Origin of the sequence: Parahalioglobus pacificus (assembly GCF_014652275.1) — a bacterium.
GTDB lineage: Bacteria > Pseudomonadota > Gammaproteobacteria > Pseudomonadales > Halieaceae > Parahalioglobus > Parahalioglobus pacificus.
The window spans coordinates 203079-226037 of the sequence record NZ_BMYM01000001.1; the positions used below are offsets into that span (position 1 = coordinate 203079).

Annotated in this window: 24 protein-coding genes; 11 read left to right on the forward strand and 13 right to left on the reverse strand. The window is 58.2% G+C overall.

The window, feature by feature from the left end; translation table 11 throughout:
* Window positions 1-110 precede the first annotated feature (110 nt).
* From IE089_RS00920 to IE089_RS00945, 6 genes are read left to right on the forward strand one after another with little or no spacing between them, the layout of a single operon-like run.
* Entirely contained in the window at window positions 111-1148 is a 1038-nt protein-coding gene (locus IE089_RS00920) for a rod shape-determining protein (RefSeq protein ID WP_189474303.1), read from the forward strand.
* A gap of 50 nt (window positions 1149-1198) precedes the next feature.
* Window positions 1199-2029 carry a rod shape-determining protein MreC gene (mreC, locus tag IE089_RS00925; RefSeq protein WP_268247989.1) on the forward strand — a complete coding sequence of 277 codons (831 nt, stop codon included), beginning with the start codon at window positions 1199-1201 and terminating at the stop codon, window positions 2027-2029.
* On the forward strand, window positions 2029-2517 hold the full coding sequence (mreD, locus tag IE089_RS00930) for a rod shape-determining protein MreD (RefSeq protein ID WP_189474304.1): 489 nt from the start codon (window positions 2029-2031) through the stop codon (window positions 2515-2517). The genes mreC and mreD overlap by 1 nt, the downstream gene beginning before the upstream one ends.
* A 7-nt stretch (window positions 2518-2524) precedes the next feature.
* A complete protein-coding gene (locus IE089_RS00935) occupies window positions 2525-3121 on the forward strand; it encodes a Maf family protein (protein ID WP_189474305.1) in 597 nt (198 codons plus the stop codon).
* Window positions 3114-4562, forward strand: coding sequence for a ribonuclease G (rng, locus tag IE089_RS00940; protein ID WP_189474306.1), 1449 nt, complete (start codon window positions 3114-3116; stop codon window positions 4560-4562). Before IE089_RS00935 ends, rng begins: the two co-directional genes overlap by 8 nt.
* Before the next feature lie 41 nt (window positions 4563-4603).
* Window positions 4604-8644 (forward strand): YhdP family protein, encoded by a 4041-nt coding sequence (locus IE089_RS00945; protein WP_189474308.1) that lies wholly within the window; start codon window positions 4604-4606, stop codon window positions 8642-8644.
* Between the two features lie 39 nt (window positions 8645-8683).
* Here IE089_RS00945 and yjgA read toward each other — a convergent pair whose 3' ends face one another.
* The 13 genes from yjgA to IE089_RS01010 all read right to left on the reverse strand — a co-directional run bounded on the left by yjgA (window position 8684) and on the right by IE089_RS01010 (window position 18520).
* A complete protein-coding gene (gene yjgA, locus IE089_RS00950) occupies window positions 8684-9199 on the reverse strand; it encodes a ribosome biogenesis factor YjgA (RefSeq protein ID WP_189474310.1) in 516 nt (171 codons plus the stop codon).
* A complete protein-coding gene (gene mgtE, locus IE089_RS00955; protein WP_189474312.1) occupies window positions 9192-10544 on the reverse strand; it encodes a magnesium transporter in 1353 nt (450 codons plus the stop codon). The genes yjgA and mgtE overlap by 8 nt, the downstream gene beginning before the upstream one ends.
* Before the next feature lie 102 nt (window positions 10545-10646).
* Complete coding sequence (locus IE089_RS00960) at window positions 10647-10916, reverse strand: HPr family phosphocarrier protein (protein WP_189474314.1); 270 nt, start codon at window positions 10914-10916, stop codon at window positions 10647-10649.
* 4 nt (window positions 10917-10920) lie between these two features.
* Complete coding sequence (gene rapZ, locus IE089_RS00965) at window positions 10921-11778, reverse strand: RNase adapter RapZ (RefSeq protein ID WP_189474316.1); 858 nt, start codon at window positions 11776-11778, stop codon at window positions 10921-10923.
* A 3-nt stretch (window positions 11779-11781) separates the two neighbouring features.
* Window positions 11782-12240, reverse strand: a complete 459-nt coding sequence (ptsN, locus tag IE089_RS00970; protein WP_189474318.1) for a PTS IIA-like nitrogen regulatory protein PtsN — start codon at window positions 12238-12240, stop codon at window positions 11782-11784.
* 8 nt (window positions 12241-12248) lie between these two features.
* Entirely contained in the window at window positions 12249-12536 is a 288-nt protein-coding gene (gene hpf / locus IE089_RS00975; protein ID WP_189474320.1) for a ribosome hibernation-promoting factor, HPF/YfiA family, read from the reverse strand.
* 63 nt (window positions 12537-12599) lie between these two features.
* Entirely contained in the window at window positions 12600-14075 is a 1476-nt protein-coding gene (locus IE089_RS00980) for an RNA polymerase factor sigma-54 (RefSeq protein WP_189474322.1), read from the reverse strand.
* 137 nt (window positions 14076-14212) lie between these two features.
* Window positions 14213-14938, reverse strand: coding sequence for an LPS export ABC transporter ATP-binding protein (lptB, locus tag IE089_RS00985; protein ID WP_189474324.1), 726 nt, complete (start codon window positions 14936-14938; stop codon window positions 14213-14215).
* 4 nt (window positions 14939-14942) lie between these two features.
* A complete protein-coding gene (lptA, locus tag IE089_RS00990; protein ID WP_189474326.1) occupies window positions 14943-15482 on the reverse strand; it encodes a lipopolysaccharide transport periplasmic protein LptA in 540 nt (179 codons plus the stop codon).
* The gene (lptC, locus tag IE089_RS00995) at window positions 15457-16014 is read right to left on the reverse strand and encodes an LPS export ABC transporter periplasmic protein LptC (RefSeq protein ID WP_189474328.1); all 558 of its coding nucleotides are present in this window, start codon (window positions 16012-16014) and stop codon (window positions 15457-15459) included. The genes lptA and lptC overlap by 26 nt, the downstream gene beginning before the upstream one ends.
* Before the next feature lie 8 nt (window positions 16015-16022).
* Complete coding sequence (locus IE089_RS01000; protein WP_189474330.1) at window positions 16023-16547, reverse strand: KdsC family phosphatase; 525 nt, start codon at window positions 16545-16547, stop codon at window positions 16023-16025.
* A gap of 1 nt (window position 16548) precedes the next feature.
* On the reverse strand, window positions 16549-17529 hold the full coding sequence (locus IE089_RS01005; RefSeq protein WP_189474332.1) for a KpsF/GutQ family sugar-phosphate isomerase: 981 nt from the start codon (window positions 17527-17529) through the stop codon (window positions 16549-16551).
* Between the two features lie 16 nt (window positions 17530-17545).
* Window positions 17546-18520: a calcium/sodium antiporter gene (locus IE089_RS01010; protein WP_189474334.1), complete on the reverse strand. Its 975-nt coding sequence runs from the start codon at window positions 18518-18520 to the stop codon at window positions 17546-17548.
* A gap of 180 nt (window positions 18521-18700) precedes the next feature.
* Here IE089_RS01010 and IE089_RS01015 point away from each other — a divergent pair, with 180 nt between their 5' ends.
* The 5 genes from IE089_RS01015 (at window position 18701) to hisD (ending at window position 22952) form a co-directional block, all read left to right on the forward strand.
* The gene (locus IE089_RS01015; protein ID WP_189474336.1) at window positions 18701-19366 is read left to right on the forward strand and encodes an MlaC/ttg2D family ABC transporter substrate-binding protein; all 666 of its coding nucleotides are present in this window, start codon (window positions 18701-18703) and stop codon (window positions 19364-19366) included.
* A gap of 121 nt (window positions 19367-19487) precedes the next feature.
* Window positions 19488-19733, forward strand: a complete 246-nt coding sequence (locus tag IE089_RS01020) for a BolA family protein (protein WP_189474338.1) — start codon at window positions 19488-19490, stop codon at window positions 19731-19733.
* Window positions 19734-19746: 13 nt separating this feature from the next.
* Window positions 19747-21009: a UDP-N-acetylglucosamine 1-carboxyvinyltransferase gene (gene murA / locus IE089_RS01025; RefSeq protein ID WP_189474340.1), complete on the forward strand. Its 1263-nt coding sequence runs from the start codon at window positions 19747-19749 to the stop codon at window positions 21007-21009.
* Between the two features lie 7 nt (window positions 21010-21016).
* Window positions 21017-21670 carry an ATP phosphoribosyltransferase gene (gene hisG, locus IE089_RS01030; RefSeq protein WP_189474341.1) on the forward strand — a complete coding sequence of 218 codons (654 nt, stop codon included), beginning with the start codon at window positions 21017-21019 and terminating at the stop codon, window positions 21668-21670.
* Window positions 21657-22952 (forward strand): histidinol dehydrogenase, encoded by a 1296-nt coding sequence (gene hisD, locus IE089_RS01035; RefSeq protein WP_189474343.1) that lies wholly within the window; start codon window positions 21657-21659, stop codon window positions 22950-22952. The genes hisG and hisD overlap by 14 nt, the downstream gene beginning before the upstream one ends.
* Window positions 22953-22959: the final 7 nt, after the last annotated feature.

Here is a 22959-nt window from a genome sequence, read left to right on the forward strand (position 1 = left end):
ATCCGCCCACGCACGCGGTGAAAACAGCCCGGTTAACGACCACGAATTACACCCTTACAGCCTCGCCCCATGGCGCGAGAAGCTGACGCGTCGAAAGGTAGACAATTTCCATGTTGAAGAAACTGCGCGGTCTGTTTTCCAACGATCTCTCGATCGATCTGGGGACCGCCAACACTCTGATTTATGTGCGCGACCAGGGCATTATCCTGGACGAGCCCTCTGTAGTTGCCATCCGTGTTCACAACGGCATCAAAACCATTGAAGCCGTGGGTGCCGAGGCGAAACGCATGTTGGGCCGTACGCCCGGCAACATCACGGCCATCCGGCCCCTGAAAGACGGCGTGATCGCCGACTTCCAGGTGACCGAGAAGATGTTGCAGCACTTCATTTCCAAAGTGCATGAAAGCCGCTTCATTCGCCCCAGCCCGCGGGTGCTGGTGTGTGTGCCCTGTATGTCTACCCAGGTGGAGCGCCGCGCCATTCGCGAATCTGCCCTGAGTGCGGGTGCCCGGGAAGTGCGGCTGATCGAAGAGCCCATGGCTGCGGCGATTGGTGCCGGACTCAGTGTGGAAGAAGCCACGGGCTGCATGGTGGTTGACGTAGGCGGTGGCACTACTGAAATCGCGATTATCTCTCTCAATGGCGTTGTGTACCGTGATTCCGTCCGCATTGGCGGGGATCGCTTCGACGAGGCCATCGTCTCCCACGTTCGTCGCCGTTACGGCAGCCTGATTGGCGATGCCACGGCGGAACGTATCAAGAAAGAAGTCGGCTGTGCGTTTGCCGGCAGTGAACTGCGCGAGATCGATGTTCGCGGGCGTAACCTTGCAGAGGGTGTGCCTCGCAGCTTCACACTGAATAGCGACGAAATACTGGAAGCCCTGCAGGACCCGCTGACATCGATTGTTCAGGCGGTAAAGACAGGGTTGGAACAGTCGCCACCCGAATTGGCCGCCGACATTGCCGAGAGCGGCATTGTGCTGACCGGGGGTGGAGCCCTGTTGCGTGATCTGGACCGTCTCATCTCTGAAGAAACCGGTCTGCCCGTCATCGTTGCCGAAGATCCCTTGACCTGTGTCGCAAGGGGTGGTGGTATCGCGATGGAGCGAATGGATCGCCAGACAATAGATCTGCTGTCCACCGAGTAGCGGTGTGACGGCGGCACTGACCTGATTCGCAGGGAGCTGTCATCAAACCGCTGTTCGTCAAAGAATCGCACGTGGGTGCACGTCTCGCACTGGCCTTAGTGGTTGTCGTGGGTCTGATCCTCGCAGACCTGCGCTTCAACACCTTCAGTTATTCCCGCGCTTTCCTGGATACCTTGCTTTCGCCGGTCTACTGGTTGGCTGATGTGCCTGCGAGTATTGATGAGTGGTCTAATACACACATCACCAGCCGAACCGAACTGCAGGAAGAGAACGAGCGCCTGCGGCGGGAGAATCTGGTGATGCAGGGCCGTACCCAGCAGATGGCCTCGCTTCAGGCCGATAACGCTGCCTTCCGCTCCCTGCTCAACTCCACGGCTTTGCTACGCGATGATGTGCTGGTGGCAGAGTTGATTGGTGTGTCCCCCGATCCAGCGCGTCAGCAGTTGATCGTCAATAAAGGTGAGGACGACGGGGTGTATCTGGGGCAGCCGCTGATCGATGCCGACGGACTGATGGGGCAGGTCGTTGAGGTGGGTGCGCTGAATGCACGGGTCTTGCTCATCACTGATGCGACGCACTCCATTCCTGTTCAGGTAAATCGCAACGGTGTGCGAGCGATCGCAGAGGGTAACGGTTCGCTGACGGCGCTGGAGGTTCATCACGTATCCGCCACGACGGATATTCGCGAAGGCGATCTGCTTGTCAGTTCTGGTCTGGGTGGGCGCTTTCCCGCAGGCTACCCCGTGGCGGTTGTTGCCTCGGTGGATCGTGACCCTGGGCAGGCCTTCGCCCGCATTGTGGCCACGCCCAGCGCTGCCCTGGACCGTAGCCGACATGTGCTACTGGTGTTCAGCGACTCCCGTCCCGACGAGGAGAACTGATGGCCGTTGACGAATGGCACGGCTACTGGGTAATTCCCTCGACCTTGTTTGTCGCCATGGTGCTGGCAGTGTTGCCGCTGCCCGTTGTGCTGCAACATTGGCGGCCCGAGTGGTTGGCTCTGGTGGTTCTCTACTGGGCCATTGCCTTGCCCCACCGCGCAGGCGTGTTCACGGCCCTGATTGCAGGGCTATGTATGGATGTCCTTGAGGGCGCATTGCTGGGTCAGAATGCGCTGGCGCTGATTGTGATTACGGTGCTTGCGCTGCTCCTGTATCAACGTATTCGGCTATTCACGCCGGTTCAGCAAAGTGCCGTGGTTTTTATCTTAATCGGCATTCATCAACTGCTTTGTCAGTGGCTGCAAACCCTTGAGGGTGCAGGTGCCCGGGAATTGACTTTCCTGCTCCCAGCCCTCACCAGTGCCGCCTGCTGGTTGCTGGTTCTGCCTCTGTTGCGTGGCCTCAGGCGCACGTTTCAAGTGACTTGATCTACCTATGACGCAATTGATACTTGCCTCTGCCAGCCCGCGTCGGCATGCATTACTGACGCAATTGGGTGTGAGCTTCAGCGTGCAGTCCGCAGATATCGACGAGACACCCATGCCCGCTGAGGCCGCGCGCGAGTATGTTGAGCGTATTGCATCGGAGAAGGCCAAAACAGTTGCCGCGTTCTACCCGAACTGCGCGGTACTTGCTGCAGATACGTCGGTCGTTGTCGATGGGGATATTTTGGGTAAGCCTGCAGATGCGCGTGCTGGTCTCGCTATGCTGGCCCGTTTGAGTGGACGCACACACCAGGTGATGACGGGTATTTGCCTGATCGCGAATAGCAGTTCCATCGTCGAGTCGGTCATCACTGACGTTACCTTTGCCGGCCTTGACCGGGCAACCTGTGAAGCCTACCTGGCAACGGATGAGCCTTACGATAAGGCGGGTGGCTATGGCATTCAGGGCCTAGGTGGTGCTTTTGTCACCTCCATACAGGGCAGCTACAGTAATGTTGTGGGCTTACCCCTGCACGAGACTTGGGCCCTGCTGACGGCCCAGGGCATTCCTTCGCACCTGACCACCGGAGACCTGCGCAATGAGTGAAGAGATTCTGGTGAACGTTACACCCATGGAGACCCGCGTTGCCGTGGTTGAAAATGGTGCTACCCAGGATATCTACATCGAGCGCAGCGCCAGTCGCGGTGTCGTTGGCAATATCTACGCGGGCAAAGTCCGTCGCGTGTTGCCCGGTATGCAGGCAGCCTTTGTCGACATTGGCTTGGAGCGTAATAGCTTCATCCACGTTTCTGACATTGTGGAAAGCGACACTGCCTCTATCAGTGAGCAAGTGCACGACGGTAAAAAGATCATTGTGCAGGTCACCAAGGATCCGCTGGGTACCAAAGGCGCGCGGCTGACCATGCAGCTCTCGGTGTCGTCCCGTTATCTGGTGTATATGCCTGACGGTAATCACGTGGGCGTGTCGCAGCGGATTGACGATTCCGAGGAGCGAGAGCGTCTGCAGCAGCTCTTGGCAAGCGCCCTGGTGGAAGAAGACGCTGACATAGGCGGCGGCTACATATTGAGAACGGCCGCCGAGGGAGCAGGCGCCGATGAAATCGCGGCAGACTTGCGCTTCCTGCGCCGGCTTTGGGCAGCAGTGTCCCGCCGCGCCAAGGCAGCTACCAAGCCTGAACTTTTGTACGAAGATCTGCCGCTGCACCTGCGTACAGTGCGCGATCTGGCCCGCCCCGGCGTTGAACGGGTCCGGGTAGACAGCAAAGAGAGCTACACCGCGCTCGCCTCCTTTTGCGGCGACTACGTGCCTGAGATAAGCGAGCTACTGGAACACTACCCCGGTGAACGTCCACTGTTCGACATCCACGGCATCGAGGAAGAGCTTCAAAAGGCTTTAAGCCGCAAGGTGGAGCTGAAATCCGGTGGTTACCTGATTATCGACCAGACTGAGGCGATGACCACTATCGATGTGAACACCGGCTCGTTCGTGGGGAGAAAAAACCAGGAAGAGACCATTTTCAAAACCAATCTCGAGGCCGCAACCACGCTGGCACGACAGCTGCGGCTGCGCAATCTGGGCGGCATAATTATCGTCGACTTTATCGATATGCAGGATGCTGAACACAAGCGACAGGTGCACCGCACCCTCGAGAAGGCGATGGCCAGGGATCCCGCGCGTAACAAGATTACCGGTGTGTCCGAACTGGGGTTGGTGGAGATGACGCGTAAGCGTACGCGCGAGAGCCTGGAACATCTCCTGTGTGAAGACTGTCCCGTATGTAACGGTAGAGGTGTGCTGAAGACGGCGGAGACAGTGTGCTATGAGATTTTCCGTGAAATTATGCGCGACGCCCGCGCCTATGAGAATGACAACCTGCTGGTGCTAGCCTCCCAGGCCGTGGTTGATCGCTTGCTGGATGAGGAATCGTCCAACGTGGCCGACCTGGAGGAGTTCATCGGCAAAACCATCAGTTTCCGGGTTGAGCCCGGTTATGGGCAGGAACACTTCGACATTGTATTGCTCTAAGTAGTAAACACCTGCTGCTGAGTGGTCGAACGAGAGACGTTTTGGAGAACTCCCTTTTTCACAAGTTGAGTCGAGTGCTTTGGGGCATCGCTGTGATTGCAGTGGTGCTGGTTGCGCTTTATGTGAGTCTCGGGCGCTACCTGATGTCCAATATCGGTGGCTACCAGGATGACATACTGTCGCAGCTCAATGCGCGACTGCCCTTCACCATAGAGGCGCGTGAGGTGCGGGGTGACTGGCGCACGTTTAATCCCGAGCTGGTGTTTACGGACCTCAAGATTGTCTTCGATGATCCGGGCATCCCGCCAGTGGAGCTGGCAGAGGGTCGCTTCACTCTGGATGCATTTCATACATTGAATAATCGTCAACTAACAGGCCGTCGCGTGCAGCTACGCGGTTTGTCACTGTCGGGCGCTGTGGATGGTGACGGCCGCATCACTATAGCGGGGTTCGGTGGCGGCGGCGGTGGGCAGTTCCGCGCCTGGTTTGAGAATTTTCTGCGTAACGTAGAGCGGCTCGAACTGGTGGGCAATCGGCTTGACCTTGCGTTTGAAGACGGTGATAGCCGCTCCCTGAGTCTGGATTTGCAACTGGATCGTATGGGTAGTCAGCGCATCCTTGCCTCGACGCTAACCACGGCTGCCGGTGTGCGCATAGATGTGGCAGCACGGGGGGTTGGCAATCCCTTTAATCTGGATACTTACGACGGCGACTTACATGCGCGGCTAAGGCTCAATGATATTGATGTGCTGAGCCGCTTCCTTCCGGACAATGTGCCGGTGCGGGCCAGCGGCGAAGGCGAGCTGCAGTTGTGGGTCAGTTGGGCCTCTGGCGAGCCGGAAGTCAAGCTGGCGTTGGCGTCTGAGTCGCTTGATCTGCGCCGTGCCGGGGAGGCGGGTAGAGCACAGGTGCCGTTGGAGGCATTGCAACTAACAGCCAGCCTGCAACGCCAGCGTGATCGCTGGACCGCCTTTATGCAGGATGTCCAGATCGCCCATCAGGGAAATGCGGTTGAGTTGCCGCGCCTGCAGGCGGACTTGAGGGAAAATAGCCTCAGGCTGCGCGCCGAAGCCATCGAGTTAGCGCCTTTGAATGCGTTCCTAACCAGTCTTGAGCCGGTGCCGACCGGGCTGGCTTCTGTGTTCGACACGCTCTCGCCCAGTGGTCGCCTGGTCAGCGCCGAGTTCAATTTTGAATCGTTACAGGCCATGGCTGATAACTGGGCCCTGGAAGCCAGCTTTGAAGACGTTGCGGTAGAGAGTTGGCGAGGGGCACCGGGGGTGCGCGGTGCCCAAGGGTTTCTGGACCTTCGCCCCGGCAGCGGGTGGGTGTTGCTAGACAGCGCACCGTTTTCCATGGCATTTCCAACCGTGTATGACAGCCCCCTGGTGTTCGATGACTTTGGTGCCCGGATCAGTATCGACTGGGACAAGGAGGCCTTGCAGTTGGGCAGCTCACTGGTGCGGGCAGCCGGGGCGGAGGGGGATGTGCGCGCCCTCTTTGGTCTGACGGTACCGTTCTCGGCTCAGCCACAGGGCATAGAGATGGAGTTGTTGGTAGGCCTATCTGAGGCCGATCCCATTCATCGCAACAAGTACCTGCCGTATACCCTGAACGAAGGCCTGCTCAGTTGGCTGCGTCAAAGTATTGGTGAGGGTGATGTAAACACCGGCGCCTTCCTATGGCGTGGAAGCCTGAAAGGGAAGGGCGGCGCCCCCTACCGCACGGTGCAACTCGGCTTTGATCTGGCCAACACCGCACTGACCTACAGTCCTGATTGGCCTGCGATTTCCCGCTTCGCGGGTACCGTACTGATTGATGATGCGCGTGTCAGCGTCTGGGCGGACCAGGCGCAACTTTTGGACTCACACGTTCAGTCCCTGTCGGTGGAGACCTGGCGGGACAGCGCAAAAGAAATTCAGCTCAAAGCGCATACTGTATTGGGCGGCCCTGCGGCAGACGGCCTGACAGTGATCAATGGTTCGCCCATTGCCACGCTGACGAATAACGCCTTTGAGGCCTGGACCCTCTCCGGCGATCTTGAAACAACACTGGACCTTGCACTTAACCTGAACCGTCCCGGGGATAATCCGGGTGTGGACGTGAGGGCTATATTGGCGGACGCAGAGCTGGGCATCACGCCCATTAACCTCGATCTTTACGATGTGGCCGGCACCGTGAGCTACAGCGGAACCACCGGCCTGCGCAGCGATGATTTACGAGGCGTTCTCTGGGACCGGCCTGTGTCTGCGGCAATCGCGCCTGCGGTGTCGGGGCCTGCAACTTCTGGCGTAAACGATTCGCGGCCCACTGCCGAGGTAGACTCCGGACAGAGTACACCCCCTGGCGCACAGCCTGTGCGGGTTTCAGTGTCGGGCGATGTGCACACGCAGGCGCTTACGGATTGGTTGTCACTGCCGGCCCTAGAGCTTGCGCAGGGTGTGACCCCGGTTGATATCACCGTGGATATACCACCGGGTGAGACACCAAAGCTGACCGCAACCACCTCACTCTCGGGCGTCTCACTGGATCTACCACTCCCTTGGCGCAAGTCCGCCGAAGAACAGCGGGAGCTACAGGTGACGTTACCGCTGACAAGAGAGCGATTGCCGATTGAGCTTCGCTTTGAGGACATTCAGTTGTCTCTTGCCTTGGCAAGCGGGCAATTGGAGGGCGCATCGCTGTACTTCGGCAATGACAACACCCTGCGTGCGCAAGATCGCGCAGCGTCTTCGGGCTTGTTGATCAGCGGACGCGCGCCCTCGGTGGATGTTCAGTCATGGCTGGATTTTGCCGAGCAGTACTTCAGCCAGGGCAACACGCCTGATCCCAACGCGCCGGAAGCCTCGGTTCCCGAGTTCCCCATTACTGCAAAGCAGTTTTTTGCGGAGGATGTGTTGCTCTGGGGGCGCCGCTTTACTGACACGTCTATCGACCTGACAATAGCGGACCAGCGCTGGGACCTCGCCGTGAAAAACGCCCTGCTGGAAGGTGCGCTCGCGATGGACTACGCCGCCGAGAGTGGGGATGTGGCGCTGTCCTACCTTAACCTATCTGAACTGAGCGCCGATCAGGACCCTAACAGTCCGGAGGCAAGCCCCGCGAGTACGGTGGCGAGTGATGAGTCAGCACCGCTGCAACTGCCAGCACTGTCTGTCACTGTGGACGAGCTGCGTTACCAGGGAAATAACCTGGGTAATCTGGAACTTGCCCTTCGCTCCAGCGGCCCTGCCATTGTTGCAGAGCAGATCACGGGAGAGATTGCCGGTTTTGCACTGCAGCCACAGGCACCGGGGGAACTGGTGTGGCGCCAGGGAACGGTAGGGCAGGCTGACTCTACCCGTGTGCGCTTACCGCTCAGTTTTGGCGATATCGGCGACAGCTTTGACCAACTGGGTTATCAGCGCATTCTGGAGACTGAGAGCGGGCGGTCGGAAATGACTCTTTTGTGGCCGGGCGGTCCAGAGGCATTTGACTTCGATTCTGCAACGGGACGTATCGAGCTCGAAACCAGCGAAGGCCGCTTCCTCAGTGCGTCTTCGGGGACCAGCGGCGCCCTGCGCGTTGTCTCCATACTTAACCTGGCGGATATCGTGCGGCGCCTATCCCTCAGTCATACCTTCGAATCAGGAATTCCTTTTGAGCAGCTTACATCCCAGGTGTTTCTGAACGCGGGCAAGCTTGAGGTGCCCAGCATGCAGGTGCGCGGCGCTGGCAGTGGCTTCCAATTTAGCGGCGTTTCAGACCTGGTGGCGGGTACTATCGACGGAGAGCTGGTCGTCACCCTGCCGGTGGCGAATAACCTGCCGTGGATGGCGGCACTGGCTGCGGGCCTGCCAGTCGCTGCCGGTGTGTTTGTAGTGAGCCGGGTTTTCCAGGATCAGGTGAACCGTTTCACCAGTGGCGTCTACACCGTCGAAGGGGCATTGGATAACCCGACCGTGTCTTTTGATCGCATTTTCGACAATGCCAGTGCCGCCTCTTCGATCGTTGGCGGCAGTGCCGAAGACCCTAACAGTGTTTTGGCCAACTGGGCGCCATTGCCCGGTGATGCGATGTCTGCTGACCCCAATCGGCCCTAAGCCTTCCCTTGTCAGGCCCTAACCGTACTTAGTCCGGCGCTAGGCCTCTTCAGACAGGCTTCGCAGATACTTGAACAGCTTCCGACTGGCCGCCGGTGGCTTGCCCGCGCCGGATTCTTTCGCGTGCTGGCGCACTATCTGGCGCAGCTGTTGGCGATCGGCCTGCGGCCAGCGATCCATAACCAGTTGCACACCGGAGTCTCCCTGAGCGAGCACGGCATCGCGCAGATTCTCCAATTCGTGGAACGCTTCGGTCCGCTGTACGTGCGCGTTATGGAGCAGGTCCAGCGCGCGCTGAATGGGCTCGGGGTCGATATCGCGCATCAACTTGCCGATGAACTGAAAGTGTCTGCGGCGGGCGCTCTTGGTGGTTATGCGTTTGACCTCTTCGATCGCGAGGCGCAAGCGCTCATCGTCGATCGGGATCTGCGCCAACTCACGCTCACTCAGTTGTGTCAGTGCCACTCCTAGGTCCTGACGCGCAGTCATCTCCCGCTTCAATTCGGTTTTGCTGGGTCCGAAGTCCTCATCATCAAGGTGGGTATCGTCAGCCATAAAACACCGTTGCAAGGCCAAGGAAAGAAACAAAGCCCACAACGTCCGTGACGGTGGTTAGCACAACACCACCTGCCAGTGCGGGATCGATGTTCATACGTCGTAACAACAGTGGCAGTGCGGCGCCGGTCAGCCCTGCAGTCACCAGGTTGATAACCATAGCGCAGGCAATCACCAGGCCTAGTGTCCAGTCTTCAAACCAGACAGAGGCAGCAATGGCCACGACACCTGCCCACGTCACGCCGTTGAGCAGCCCGATGGCGAACTCCCGATTGATCAGCCAACCCTGGTTGGTAGCTGTAACCTGACCCAGGGCCATACCCCTGACCAGAACGGTGAGCGTCTGTGTGCCAGCAATGCCGCCCATCGATGCCACGATAGGCATTAACACGGCCAGAGCGACTACTTTCTCGATGGTGCCCTGGAACAGGTTGATGAAGGAGGCGGCAATAAAGGCGGTGACCAGATTGATGCCCAGCCACATGGCCCTGCGCGGCGCAGTGCGGCGGATGGGTGCGAAGGTGTCTTCATCCTCATCCAGGCCTGCCATGGACATCAGCGAGTGGTCTGCGTCTTCGCGGATAACGTCTACCACATCATCGATGGTGATTCGGCCCAGCAGTTTGCCGTTATCGTCGACCACCGGTGCAGAGACCCAGTCATTGCGCTCGAAAAGACGCGCCACGTTATCGTCCGGCAGCGTGGCCGGGATGGGTTCCTGATCGGTAATCATCATTTCGCGGACGGACACAGCCGGGTCGGCCACCAGCAGTGTTCGCAGTGGTAGCAGGCCGATATAGCGGTCGTTACGCGTCACCACGATCAGGTTGTCGGTCATCTCTGGGATTTCTTCGTGCCGCCGCAGGTAGCGCAGGACCACGTCCAGCGTGAGGTCGGCGCGAATGGTAATCGTGTCGGTATTCATCAGGCCGCCCGCGGTGTCATCCGCGTGCTGCATCACCTGTTCTAGTCGAGCACGATCCTGCTGGTTCATCGAGTCCAGCACTTCATTGGTAATACGGTCTGGCAACTGCTGAAGGATGTCAGCGACGTCGTCGTCGTCCAGGCCTTCCGTGATCTGTGCAACTTCCTCGGCATCCATGCGGCCCAGGAAATCTGCCTGTAGGTCCTCGCTGAGTTCATTGATGACCTCGCCAGCGAGCTCATCATCCAGCATCTTCCGCAGTACATGGCGATGTTTCGGAGGCGAGGACTCAAGTAGGTAGGCAACGTCGGCAGCGGGCATATCGGACAGCATGCGACGCACGTCATCCAGCGTACCGCTGCCGAGTGCCAGCGATAGCAGGTCCAACTGCGTCTGCGATTTTACGGCTGTCTGACTCATGGTTCGATCCGCATAAAAAACCCTCTCTCGAGGGTGGCCAGGCTGCAATTATCCGGGAAAAGGGCGATCAGCACCACGCGTAGGCTATGCCGGGGGGCGGTATTATTCCGCTTCGTCGAATCGGTTTGCGATCAGTGCGAGCAGCGCATCCATGGCGGCGGCCTCATCGGCGCCATCCACTTCCAGTGTTACCTCTGTACCGTTGCCTGCGGCCAGCATCATGACCGACATAATGCTTTTGCCGTCCACGGGCGCTTCACCGGCGGCGATACGCACCTTGCTGGAAAAGGCGGAGGCGCAGCCCACGAACTTGGCAGCCGCTCGTGCGTGCAAGCCAAGTTTGTTAACGATGGTGGTGGTCTGCGTCAGCATGGTATCAGGGCTGCAACTCGCGGTGCCGCACATGCAGGTGAGGGTAGTCACTCTTGAAGGCCTTGTAGAGCCGGTCGGTCATATAGACCGAGCGATGCTGGCCACCGGTGCAGCCCAGGGCAACCGTCATGTAGCTGCGATTGCTGTTGGCATACTCTGGGAGCCAGCGCTTGAGGTACGTGCTGATATCATTAAAGAGCTCGTCGGTCAGTGGTTGATTTTCCAGAAATTCGGCGACGTCCGCGTCCAGCCCGTTTTTCACGCGTAGGGATTTCACCCAGTGGGGATTTGGCAGTAAACGCAGATCGTAGATTAGGTCAGCGTCATTGGGTAAGCCCCGTTTGAAACCGAAAGACTGTATGAGGATGGACATCTCACCCTCGGCGTTCCCGACTACGCGTTGCCGTATGGCGTCTCGCAGCTCGTAGATCGTCATCTGGCTGCTATCTAGCACCAGCGAGGCGGCACTGGCCAGCGGTTCCAGTAGATCCCTTTCCCTGTCTATCGCGTCTGCAAGTGGCAGTGTTTCACTACTGAGGGGGTGTTTTCTGCGAGTTTCACTGAAGCGTTTGATTAGGGCATTGTCGTCTGCATCCAAGTACAACACTGTTGTATTGAGTGCCTCCGGCAGTTCTCCCATGATGCTGTCGAATCGCGCAAGATCCTTCCAGGCATTGCGAGCGTCAATACACACGGCCGCGCCGCGGAAGTGCTGGAAAGGATCGCGCCGAACTTCCTTGACCAGGTCAGGTAACAAGGACACGGGGAGGTTGTCGATGCAGTAGTAACCCTCGTCTTCCAGCTGATGCAGGGCTGTACTTTTACCCGATCCGGAACGCCCGCTGATAATTACCAACTCCATGGTTCACCCGGGCCAGTTGACGGCCGTTTGGTAGAGCTGGGCCGGTTCGGCTTGGCTGCGCAGTGTGTCGCAGAAGTCAGTTTGGCTGAACAGACGCGCCAGCGAGGCCAGAATATCCAAATGCTCCTGGTGAGCTTCGTCTGGCACCAGTAGTACGAACATCAGATCGACGGGCTGGCCGTCGGGGGAGTCGAAGGGCACGGGCTTGTCTAAGGTGACCAGCGTTCCCAGTGGGTGTACGCAGTTCTCGATGCGGCAATGGGGTATTGCTATGCCGTCACCCAGTCCGGTACTGCCAAGCTTCTCCCGGGCCACGAGCTGGGTAAACAGCTCGGTGGCATCCAGGGATATCTGGTCTTCGGCAATGAGTTGGGCAACAGTTTGAAGCAAGCGTTTCTTGCTAGCGCCGGGTGCCTTACACAGGGTTCTACCCGGCGTGAGCAGTTGCTTGAGAACATCCATCAGTGAGGTCAGTGGCCTCGCGCTTTTTCTTTGTGCTTGATTAACTGGCGATCGAGTTTATCGGCCAGCGCGTCGATAGCTGCGTACATGTCGTCTGATTCGGCTGCGGCAAAGATGTCGGCGCCGGAAATGTGCACGGTGGCTTCTGCCTTTTGCACGAGTTTTTCTACGATCAGGGTCACGTCTGTATTGGTTATCTGGTCAAAATGTCGTTGCAGGCGCTCGAACTTGCTCTCCACATATTCACGCAGTGGATCGGTCACTTCGACATGGTGTCCGCTAACGTTGAGTTGCATACAGTGCTCCTTCTTGCAGTGATGTCAGCCGTCTCGGATTCGCCATCGGCGGCTACTGTTATTCTAGACCAATCTCTTGCGTTCGTTGGAGGGTGGGATCAGCAATGTGTCGCGATATTTGGCGACAGTTCGCCTTGCAACCTTGATGCCCTGTTCTTCCAACAACTGGGTAATCTTGTTGTCTGACAAGGGCTTGCGTGGGTTCTCTGCGGCCACCAGTTTCTTGATCAGTGCGCGAATTGCGGTTGAAGAACACTCACCGCCGCTGGTCGTTGCGACATGGCTGGAGAAAAAGTACTTCAGTTCGAAGATGCCACGGGGGGTGTGCATGTACTTGCGCGTGGTGACCCGCGAAATGGTGGACTCGTGCATGTCTACCGCCTCTGCGATGTCGTGCAGCACCAGCGGCTTCATGGCTTCTTCGCCATATTCCAGGAAGTTTCTCTGGCGCTCAACGATGCGGCTGGCCACCTTCATCAGGGTCTCGTTGCGGCTGTGAAGGCTTTTTAGAAACCACTTTGCTTCCTGTAAGTTTTCTCTCAGAAAGTTGTTGTCATCACTGGTATCGGCGCGCTTCACCATGCTGGCGTACTGGCTATTGATGCGCAGCCGTGGCGCGATATCAGGATTCAGCTCTACTACCCAGCGACCTTCACGCTTGGTAACGAACACATCCGGCACGATGTATTCGGTAGTGTCTTCACCAATGCCGCGTCCGGGCTGTGGATCCAGTGATTGCACCACCGACAGCACGTCGCGCAGTTGGTCTTCGCTCAGGCGCATACGTCGCATAATTTGGGCAAAGTCACCCGATGCCAGCTGATTCATGTGTCGGTTAACCAGCACTTTGGCCCGTTCTAAATACGCCGTGTCTGCGGGCAATTGTTGCAGTTGTATACGCAGGCATTCCTGCAGGTCCTGTGCGCAGACGCCGGCAGGTTCGAACTGCTGCAGCATATGCAGCACGGCCATCACTTCGTCCAGCTCAATCTCTGCTTCGTCGTCCTGTAACGACTCGCAGATGGCCTCCGGGCTTTCAATGAGCCTGCCGTCGTCATCGGTGGCGTCGATGATTGCCATGGCAATGACGCGATCGGTGTCTGACATGCGGCTGAGATTCAACTGCCACAGCAGGTGGTCGCGCAGGGATTGACCGTCGGCGCGACGCGCGTCCTGGTCGTAGTCGGTAGCCTCTGGCGCCGGTGCAGGTGCGGAAGTGGGGATCAAGTCCTCCCACTGGGTGTCCACTGGCAGATCGTCACCCAGCTTGCCATCCCATTCGGCCTCGTAGTCTGGAGCGGCCGGTTCCTCAGCGCTTACCTGAGCCTCCTCGGGTGTATCCGCTTTTGGAGCCTCCTCTGCCTGTGTGTCGGAAGGGCTCTGGTCCTCTTCCATCTCCAGCATAGGGTTGCTCTCCAGCGCCTGTTGAATCTCCATCTGAAGATCCAGCGTACTCAACTGCAGCAGGCGTATGGCCTGCTGTAGCTGCGGCGTCATGGTGAGTTGTTGGCCCAGTCGAAGCTGGAGAGACTGTTTCATTGGCGTGCTGATAAGGCTCGCTACACGGTGTGTATTGTCAGTGTAGCGCTGGAATTACTGCCTGAGCAAGAAATTGGCAAGGAAATTGCGTGTTGGTTAAAGCTGCGCCCCCCTGATGCGACTGTGAGTGGCCTTTTTTACAGGTGGAACTGATCGCCTAGGTAGATCTCACGCACTTTGGCATCGGCGAGCACGGTCTCTGCGCTGCCAGAGGCAATGATGTGGCCTTCACCCACGATGAAAGCGGTCTCGCAGATATCAAGGGTATCGCGAACATTGTGGTCGGTAATCAGGACACCGATACCGCGCTGCTGCAGGTGGGTGATGATGGTTTTGATGTCATTGACCGAGATGGGGTCGACACCTGCGAAAGGCTCATCCAAGAGGATGAAATCGGGCTCAGTTGCCAACGCTCTGGCGATCTCCACTCGTCGCCTTTCGCCGCCCGACAGCGCCTGACCCAGGCTGTCGCGCAGGTGGGCGACATGGAATTCCTCCAGTAATTCGTCCCGACGCGCGAGCCGCTGCTGACGGTTGAGGTCCGGCCGGGTTTCCAGAATCGCCATCAAGTTATCGCCCACGCTTAGCTTGCGGAAGATAGAGGCTTCCTGGGGGAGGTAGCCAATCCCGCGGCGTGCCCGTTCGTGCATAGGCAGTTCGGTGATGTCCTCGCCATTGATGTGGATGGCGCCGCGGTCGGCCCTGATGATCCCGACGATCATGTAAAAGCAGGTGGTCTTGCCGGCGCCATTGGGGCCAAGCAGGCCCACGACCTGGCCGCTGTCGAGCTCTATGGAAACGTCGCTGACGACCTCACGCCCTTTATAGGCTTTGGCGAGATGCTTGGCGGAGAGGGTTGCCATGGGGCTACTGGTTCTCCTGCACGGTCTGCGCAGGTATCACAACCTCCACGCGGTTGCCCGTATCTCTGGCGCTGGAATCGGCTTTTACGAGCTGCTCGGCCATGAAGTAATCGATGGTATCGCCGGTCACGATAGAGCCGTCCTGCTCAATTCGTGCAGCCTCACGCAATTGCACACGCTCCTCATTCTTGAAGTATTCGATCGTCGCCGCCTCTGCCTTCAACAACGCCTTGTCGATTTCGGGCTGCTGCTCCAATTGTGCCGGTGTGCCCGTTGCAACAATGCGGCTGGCATCTTCGCCGGTGTGGTAGATGGTAATGGTGTCCGCATCGATATTGAGTGTTCCCTGATTCATACGGACATTGCCGCTGTATACCGTGGTTCCCTGTTTTTCATCGCGCACCGCTGTGTCTGCCGCAATTTTGATGGGCTGGTCTTTGTCCTCAGGCAGTGCACTGGCGTTCGTGCTGATCAGTAGCGTAGCCAGCATTATCACGAGGCTTAGTCGGGGCATACAGTTAGGGTTGGTTGCTGATGGGAACATAAATACTCTCCACGTTGGGCTGCAGTCGCACACGCTCGGTGATCAGGTCGGCTTCCATGCCCTGTGCGTCGATGCGGTTGGCGCCCTCGGTCATCGCTACAGGAACACGGGAAATTGCAGTTTTCGCCTTGAGATCCAGGGTCATTGATTGGGTGTCCAGCCTTGCTGTGCTCTGATCATTGATCAGTTGGACGTTTTCTGTGAGGAAGAGTTTCTGCGAACCGTGCTTCAGCTTGCCGTTGTCAGCCGACGCTGACCAAGTGCGCGCGTCGCCATCATGGGTGTAGATACGCGGCAGTGTGAATCGAGTCTCACGCTGTTCCGGAAAATCCTGCGCTTTGATGGCGCGAACAATACCTGATAACTCACCCGTTTCGTCATAGCTTGTGCGTTGTATGGCATACAGGTAGGTTTTGGGTAGATCACCGCGCCGCTCAGCGGTCGCACTGTCGGGTGTGCGAATGTCTGCGGGGCGCCAGAAATACAGTACCGCCATGACCAGGCTGAGCGCGAGCAAGACTTGTAGCGCCACCCGCAGCATTACTCGAACGCGGCCTCTGCATCGTCCAGTAGGCCTCTGGCGGCGAGAATAAACTCGCAGGCCTCGCGCACCGCGCCATTGCCGCCTTCAGCGCTGCTGCACCAGTCGGCAGCCTCTAACACACGGCGCGTACCATCACTGACCGTCATGCCAAGTCCGGCCGCACGAATGGCGCCAAGGTCGGGTAAGTCGTCACCCATATACGCGCAGTCTTGTGGGCTTAAGCCCACATCGTTGCAGAGTTCACTGAGTGCCGTACGCTTATCCTCACGCCCCTGAATGATATGCGCTATGCCTAACTCGTTGGCGCGACGTTGTACGATCTGCGAGTTGCGGCCGGTGATAATGGCCACAGGAATGTTGGCCTGCTGTAGCAATTTGATCCCTAGGCCATCCTTGATGGAAAACGCTTTCAGCTCTTCCCCGGCATTACCGTAGTACAGCCGCCCGTCAGTCAGTACACCGTCGACGTCCAGTACCAGCATGCGAATGTGTCTTGCCTTGCTCTGGGCCTGCTCGCTCATATCAGGCTATCCCGGCTCGCAGCAGGCTCATCAGGTGTACAACGCCGTCGATGCGATTGTTTGAATCTACCACCACCAGCGAGCTGATTTTGTTCTCTTCCATGATGCGTAAGGCTTCTGCTGCAAGCATGCCGGTGCTCACGGTTTTGCCGCCTTGCGACATGACCTCGGCCATGGTGGTGTTGTTGATGTCGATCTGGTTATCCAGAGCCCGGCGAAGGTCGCCATCGGTGAAAATCCCCTGCAACTGCCCGTCGCTGTCGGCCACAGTGGTCATGCCCAGGCCTTTGTTGCTGATTTCCAGTAAGGTCATTGCCAGGGTGGTATCGGCGCTGACACGCGGTGTCTGCTCGTCGCTGGTCATCACATCTTCGATTTTAAGCAGCAACTTACGGCCCAGCGCTCCACCCGGGTGAGAGAAGGCAAAGTCTTCTGCGGTGAAGCCGCGTGCTTCTAACAGGGCAATGGCCAGGGCGTCACCCAAAACCAAGGCTGCAGTGGTACTGGAGGTCGGTGCCAGATCCAGAGGGCAGGCTTCGGTAGCTACTGACGCATCCACATGGGCATCCGCTGCCTGTGCCAGGGGAGAATCAGGGTTGCCTGTCATTGCCACCAGCGTATTGCCCTGGCGTTTCAGCAGAGGCAGTAGCGTCATCAACTCCGCGGTGGAGCCACTATTGGAGAGGGCGAGCACTGAGTCGTCAGCGGTAATCATGCCCATGTCACCATGGGAAGCCTCGCCGGGATGCACGAAGAAAGCGGGCGTTCCAGTGCTGGCCAATGTTGCAGCAATCTTGCCGGCAATGTGCCCCGACTTTCCCATACCTGTCACAATCACACGTCCGGGCGTGTCCATCAGCAGTTGGCAGGCAAGCGCGAACTCGCTGTCCACACGAGCACCCAGCGCGGCAATGGCGTCGATTTCAATATCGATGGTGCGCTGCGCGGAGGCGCAGAAGTCGGCAGCTGGAGTGGGCGGCATAGCCAGAGGGGAGGCCTCAGATGGTCACATAGACCCAGTAATAATACAGGCCGTAAAAGGACACTAACAACACCCCGACGGAGCGGCCCACGTATGAGTGTCCCGCGGGTGCCGCCGCGCGCCGTCGTCCAACAAATATCGCAGCCGCCAGCATCAGTGTCGCGATGGTCATTGCCGCGTAGTCCCGCTCCAGCACATAGGGCGTCAGCACCATGGTCTTGAACAGTCCCGGAATGGCCATCACCGCCAATAGGTTAAACAGGTTCGAGCCGATAACATTGCCGACCGCGATTTCTGTGTGGCCGCGCAGTGCGCTGGCAACGGTGGCAGCCAGCTCGGGCAGGCTGGTGCCTACGGCAACAATAGTGAGTCCAATCACTAGCTGGGATACGCCCAGCTGCTGTGCGATTTCGACAGCGCCCCAGACCAGAAGGCGTGAGCTACCAATCAACAGCAACAAACCGAAGAAGAATGTCAGCCAGGCGCGTATCGGCTTCAGATGGGGGAGTGGTTCTTCGCCGGCCTCCTCAAGCAGTGCCTCATCCTGAGACTGGCTGCGAATCATCTGGAACAGGATAAAGGCCAGCGCGGCCAGCATCAGGCTGCCATCGAGTATGGATAGACGCCCATCGATTAACAGGATGCCCGTGCCCAGTGTCACGATCAGAAGCGTGGGTAACTCTACCTTGATGCAGCTGGGATGTACCAACAGCGGGGCAACCAGCACAGTGACGCCCAGCACTAAGCCGATATTGGCGATATTGGAACCTATGGCGTTGCCGACCGCTAGTTCGCCCGCACCGGACAAGGCCGCGGTAATGGAAACGAGAATTTCCGGAGCAGAAGTGCCCAGCGAAACAATCGTCAGCCCGATGATCACAGGCGACATGCCCATATTCTCAGCAATGGACGCAGCGCCTGCTACGAACAGGTCTGCACTCCAGATGAGAATGATAAAGCCGACCAGTATGGTGGCGGCGGCGATCAGCATAGAGGCTGGTTTCCTGTTAAAGTACGGGCCGCCTAATCGAAGGCCAGTGAACTGCGTCCCACTTCCCGTTGTCATAGATGGTAAGTCGGATGATTGCACACCTCGCACGCGGCGCTAGGGGCGGGATTATACAGTCACCCGTGCCGGTTAGAAGCAAAAAATGGTCAAAGAGGCTGATTCATGAAGAACCCCGTTAGAACGCTGTGGAGCACTATTGCAACACTCTTTATGTTGCTAGTTGTAGGTGCTGCTCAGGCCGATGAGGGCAGTGCGCATGCGCTGGTGAAGGCTGCGACCGATGAGGTCATGGCTGTGGTCCGTGATGCGGAGGACTATGCCGAAGAAGACCCCGAGCGCTATTACTCGGAAGTAATGGCGGTGTTAGATCCCGTGGTGGATTTCCGTGGTTTCGCCCGCGGTGTGATGGGTCCTTATGCCACACGCGATCGCTACCGCAGCCTGGACGAGGCAGGTCGGGAGAAGTTGCGCGGCCAGCTCGATAAGTTCACCGAGGTCATGCGCGATGGACTGGTGCGTACCTACAGCAAAGGCTTGCTGGCCTTCGGTGGTTCGCGGATCGAACTCACCGATGAGGGCGATGAAGCCGCTGGCGAGCGACGGGCCACAGTAAGGCAGCTGATCTACAGCGAACAGACCGAGCCGTATGTGGTGCTGTATCAGATGGGCAAGGACCGCAGTGGTGCCTGGAAGCTGAGGAACATGATCATCGAGAGTGTGAATCTCGGTGAGGTATATCGAAGCCAATTTGAAGCGTCTGCCCGCCGTCTGGAAGGTGATCTGGACGCCGTTATCGACAGTTGGACCGTCCAGGAACTGGAAACTTGAGGCGAGTCTGAGCCTCGCTAAAGCCGAGCTTTTCTCCTAAAATGCGCGGCTCTCGCCAGTGCGCATCAAGCGATGTGATATTGCGTTGCTGGCCTCCCGTCATACCCGAGGATTTTTTTTGATGGATGCTGCAACCGTAGAAGCCCTGCTGCAGGCAGACTTGGCCGACTGCGAATTTGTCGTCAATGGCGAAGGCGCCAATTACGACATCACCGTGGTTGGTGACGTGTTTGAAGGTCTGCGCCCTGTGCAGCGGCAACAGCGCGTCTATGCCGCGCTAAGTGACACCATCGCCAGTGGTGACATTCACGCGGTGAACATCCGCACCTACACCCGCGCCCAGTGGCAACAGCAGTCCCAGGGCTAAGAGGCCTCGTTACGTGGACAAGTTATTGATAAATGGGGGCGCCGCCCTGCACGGCGAACTGCGTGTATCCGGCGCCAAGAACGCGGCCCTGCCTATTCTGGCGGCCACGCTGCTGGCCGATGAGCCGATAACCGTAGGCAACCTTCCGCACCTGCACGATATCACCACTATGATAGAGCTGTTGGGCTGTATGGGTGTGGGATTGACGATTGATGAGAAGCTCAGCATTGAGGTAGATGCTTCTTCAACAAGCGAGTTTTCCGCACCTTACGAGCTGGTTAAAACCATGCGCGCTTCAATACTGGTGCTTGGCCCCATGGTGGCGCGCTTCGGCCGGGCACACGTATCCTTTCCCGGCGGCTGTGCTATCGGCAGCCGTCCGGTGGACCTGCACCTGAAGGGCTTGCAGGCAATGGGAGCCACTATTGAAGTTGAGGGCGGCTACATCAATGCCAGTGTGGAAGGCCGTCTCAAGGGCGCGCACATCATCATGGAGACCGTCACCGTAGGCGGCACCGAGAATATATTGATGGCAGCGACCCTCGCCGAGGGCACAACCATCATCGAAAACGCGGCGCGAGAGCCGGAAGTCGTGGATCTTGCAGAGTGCCTGATCGCAATGGGCGCCATCATTAGTGGTCACGGCACGGATACCATAACCGTGGAAGGGGTAGAGCGGTTACGCGGCTGCCACTACAACGTAATGCCAGACCGCATCGAAGCGGGTACTTATCTGGTAGCGGCCGCCGCCACTGGCGGCAGCCTGCGCCTGCGCGGTGCTTGTGCGGCGCACCTCGAGGCGGTACTGCACAAGCTGGAAGAGGCAGGCGCAGAGTTGGACTCGGGCGATGATTGGATATCCCTGGATATGAAGGGACGGCGGCCAAAAGCAGTGAATATCAAGACAGCGCCTTATCCCGGGTTCCCCACGGATATGCAGGCGCAGTTCACGGCCATGAATGCCATCGCAGAAGGCACCAGTGCAGTGACTGAAACGGTTTTTGAAAACCGCCTGATCCAGACTCATGAGATGAATCGTATGGGTGCAGACATTGCGATTGAGGGTAATACCGCCATCATCAACGGAAAGCAGTCACTGAAAGGTGCGCCCGTCATGGCAACCGATCTGCGCGCCTCGGCCAGCTTGGTTATCGCCGGATTGGTGGCCAACGGGGAAACACGTGTGGACCGCATTTACCATATCGATCGTGGCTACGAGTGTATCGAGGAAAAGCTGCAGCAGCTGGGCGCTAACATTCGTCGTTTACCGGACTGAGAGTGCCATGAGCCGACCACTGATACTGGCCCTGACCAAGGGGCGCATCCTTAAAGAGACCCTGCCGCTGCTTGCTGAGGCGGGTATTGAACCACTGGATGACATAAAAACCTCCCGCAAACTGGTGTTTGCAACCAGTCGCGATGATGTTCGGCTGGTCATTCTTCGCGGTACGGATGTGCCCACCTACGTGCGTCACGGAGCTGCCGATGTGGGCGTGGTAGGCAAAGATATCCTGCTGGAGCAGGGCGCTGATGGTCTCTATGAGCCGCTGGATCTGGGCATTGCCCGATGCCGGCTGATGACTGCCGCCCCTGTGGGTTGGGAGCCGGGGCAGGGCCGTATTCGCGTTGCCACTAAATTTGTGAATGTCGCACGGGCTTACTTCGCCAGCCGCGGCATGCAGGTTGAATTGATCAAGCTGTATGGCGCAATGGAACTGGCGCCGATCATGGATTTGGCCGATGTTATTGTCGATATCGTCGATACCGGAAACACACTGAAGGCCAATGGTCTGGAGCCTCTTCAGGAGATTGCGCAGGTGAGCTCCCGGCTGGTAGTGAATAAAGCGTCAATGCGGGCGCATTGCGATGCCGTCACAGACCTGACGGACGCGTTGGCCAGAGCAGTTGCAGAAGGTGCGAGCGATGCGGCAGCTTGATAGTCAGTCGGCTGACTTCGATGCGGCGCTGACGGGGTTAACCGCCTATGAGTCGGCACTTGATCCGCAGCTAACCCGCACCGTTCAAGACATTATTGCCACTGTGCGTGCCGACGGTGATGCAGCGCTGCTGGCGTTCTCCAGTGAATTTGATGGGCTTGCCGCGCAATCTGTGGCTGAACTGGAAGTGTCCACTAGCCGGTTGGAGACTGCGCTGGCATCAATCTCGCCAGAGCAGCGAGAGGCCCTGGAGGCTGCCGCCGCACGCATTACGGATTACCACCAGCATCAGTTGCAGGCTAGCTGGCAGTACACCGATGAATCTGGCAACACCTTGGGCCAACAAATCACGCCATTGGGTCGCGCGGGCATTTACGTCCCTGGTGGCAAGGCAAGTTATCCCTCTTCTGTCTTGATGAATGCGCTGCCAGCAAAAGTTGCGGGTGTTCAGGAAATCATCATGACGGTGCCTGCGCCCGGCGGTGAGATCAGCGAGATGGTGCTGGCCGCTGCGCAGTTGGCGGGCGTGGACAGGGTGTTCACCATTGGCGGTGCGCAGGCAGTCGCTGCCCTCGCTTTCGGTACCGAGACCCTACCCGCCGTTGATAAGATCGTCGGCCCCGGAAATCGCTTTGTGGCGGAGGCCAAGCGACAGGTATTCGGGCGCGTGGGCATTGATATGGTAGCCGGTCCCTCTGAGATACTGATTATCTGTGACGGTGAAACGGACCCGGACTGGGTGGCCATGGACTTGTTCTCGCAGGCGGAACACGACGAGAGTGCCCAGTCTATATTGCTCAGTCCAGATGCGGGGTTTCTGGCAGCGGTGCGGCAGAGCATTGAGCGGCTGATGCCACAAATGCCACGCGCCGACATCATTCGGGCGTCACTTGAGCGTCGCGGGGCTTTGATCCTGACTCGCGACCTACAAGACGCAGTCGCTCTGAGCAATCGTTTGGCGCCTGAACATCTGGAGTTGTCTGTCGCTGACCCGGACGCACTGTTGCCATCAATTACAGCGGCCGGCGCAATCTTTCTGGGCAGGTACACGTCCGAGAGCCTGGGCGACTACTGCGCGGGTCCGAATCACGTGTTGCCCACCAGCGGCAGCGCCAGGTTTTCATCGCCATTGGGCGTCTACGATTTCCAGAAGCGCAGCTCGGTGATCAAGTGCAGTGAGCAGGGCGTGCAAGCGCTGGGGCGGGTCGCCTCGGTGTTGGCACGCAGTGAGTCCCTGGTGGCGCATGCCCGCAGTGCCGAGATGCGGCTGAAAAGCGAGTAGCTCTTCG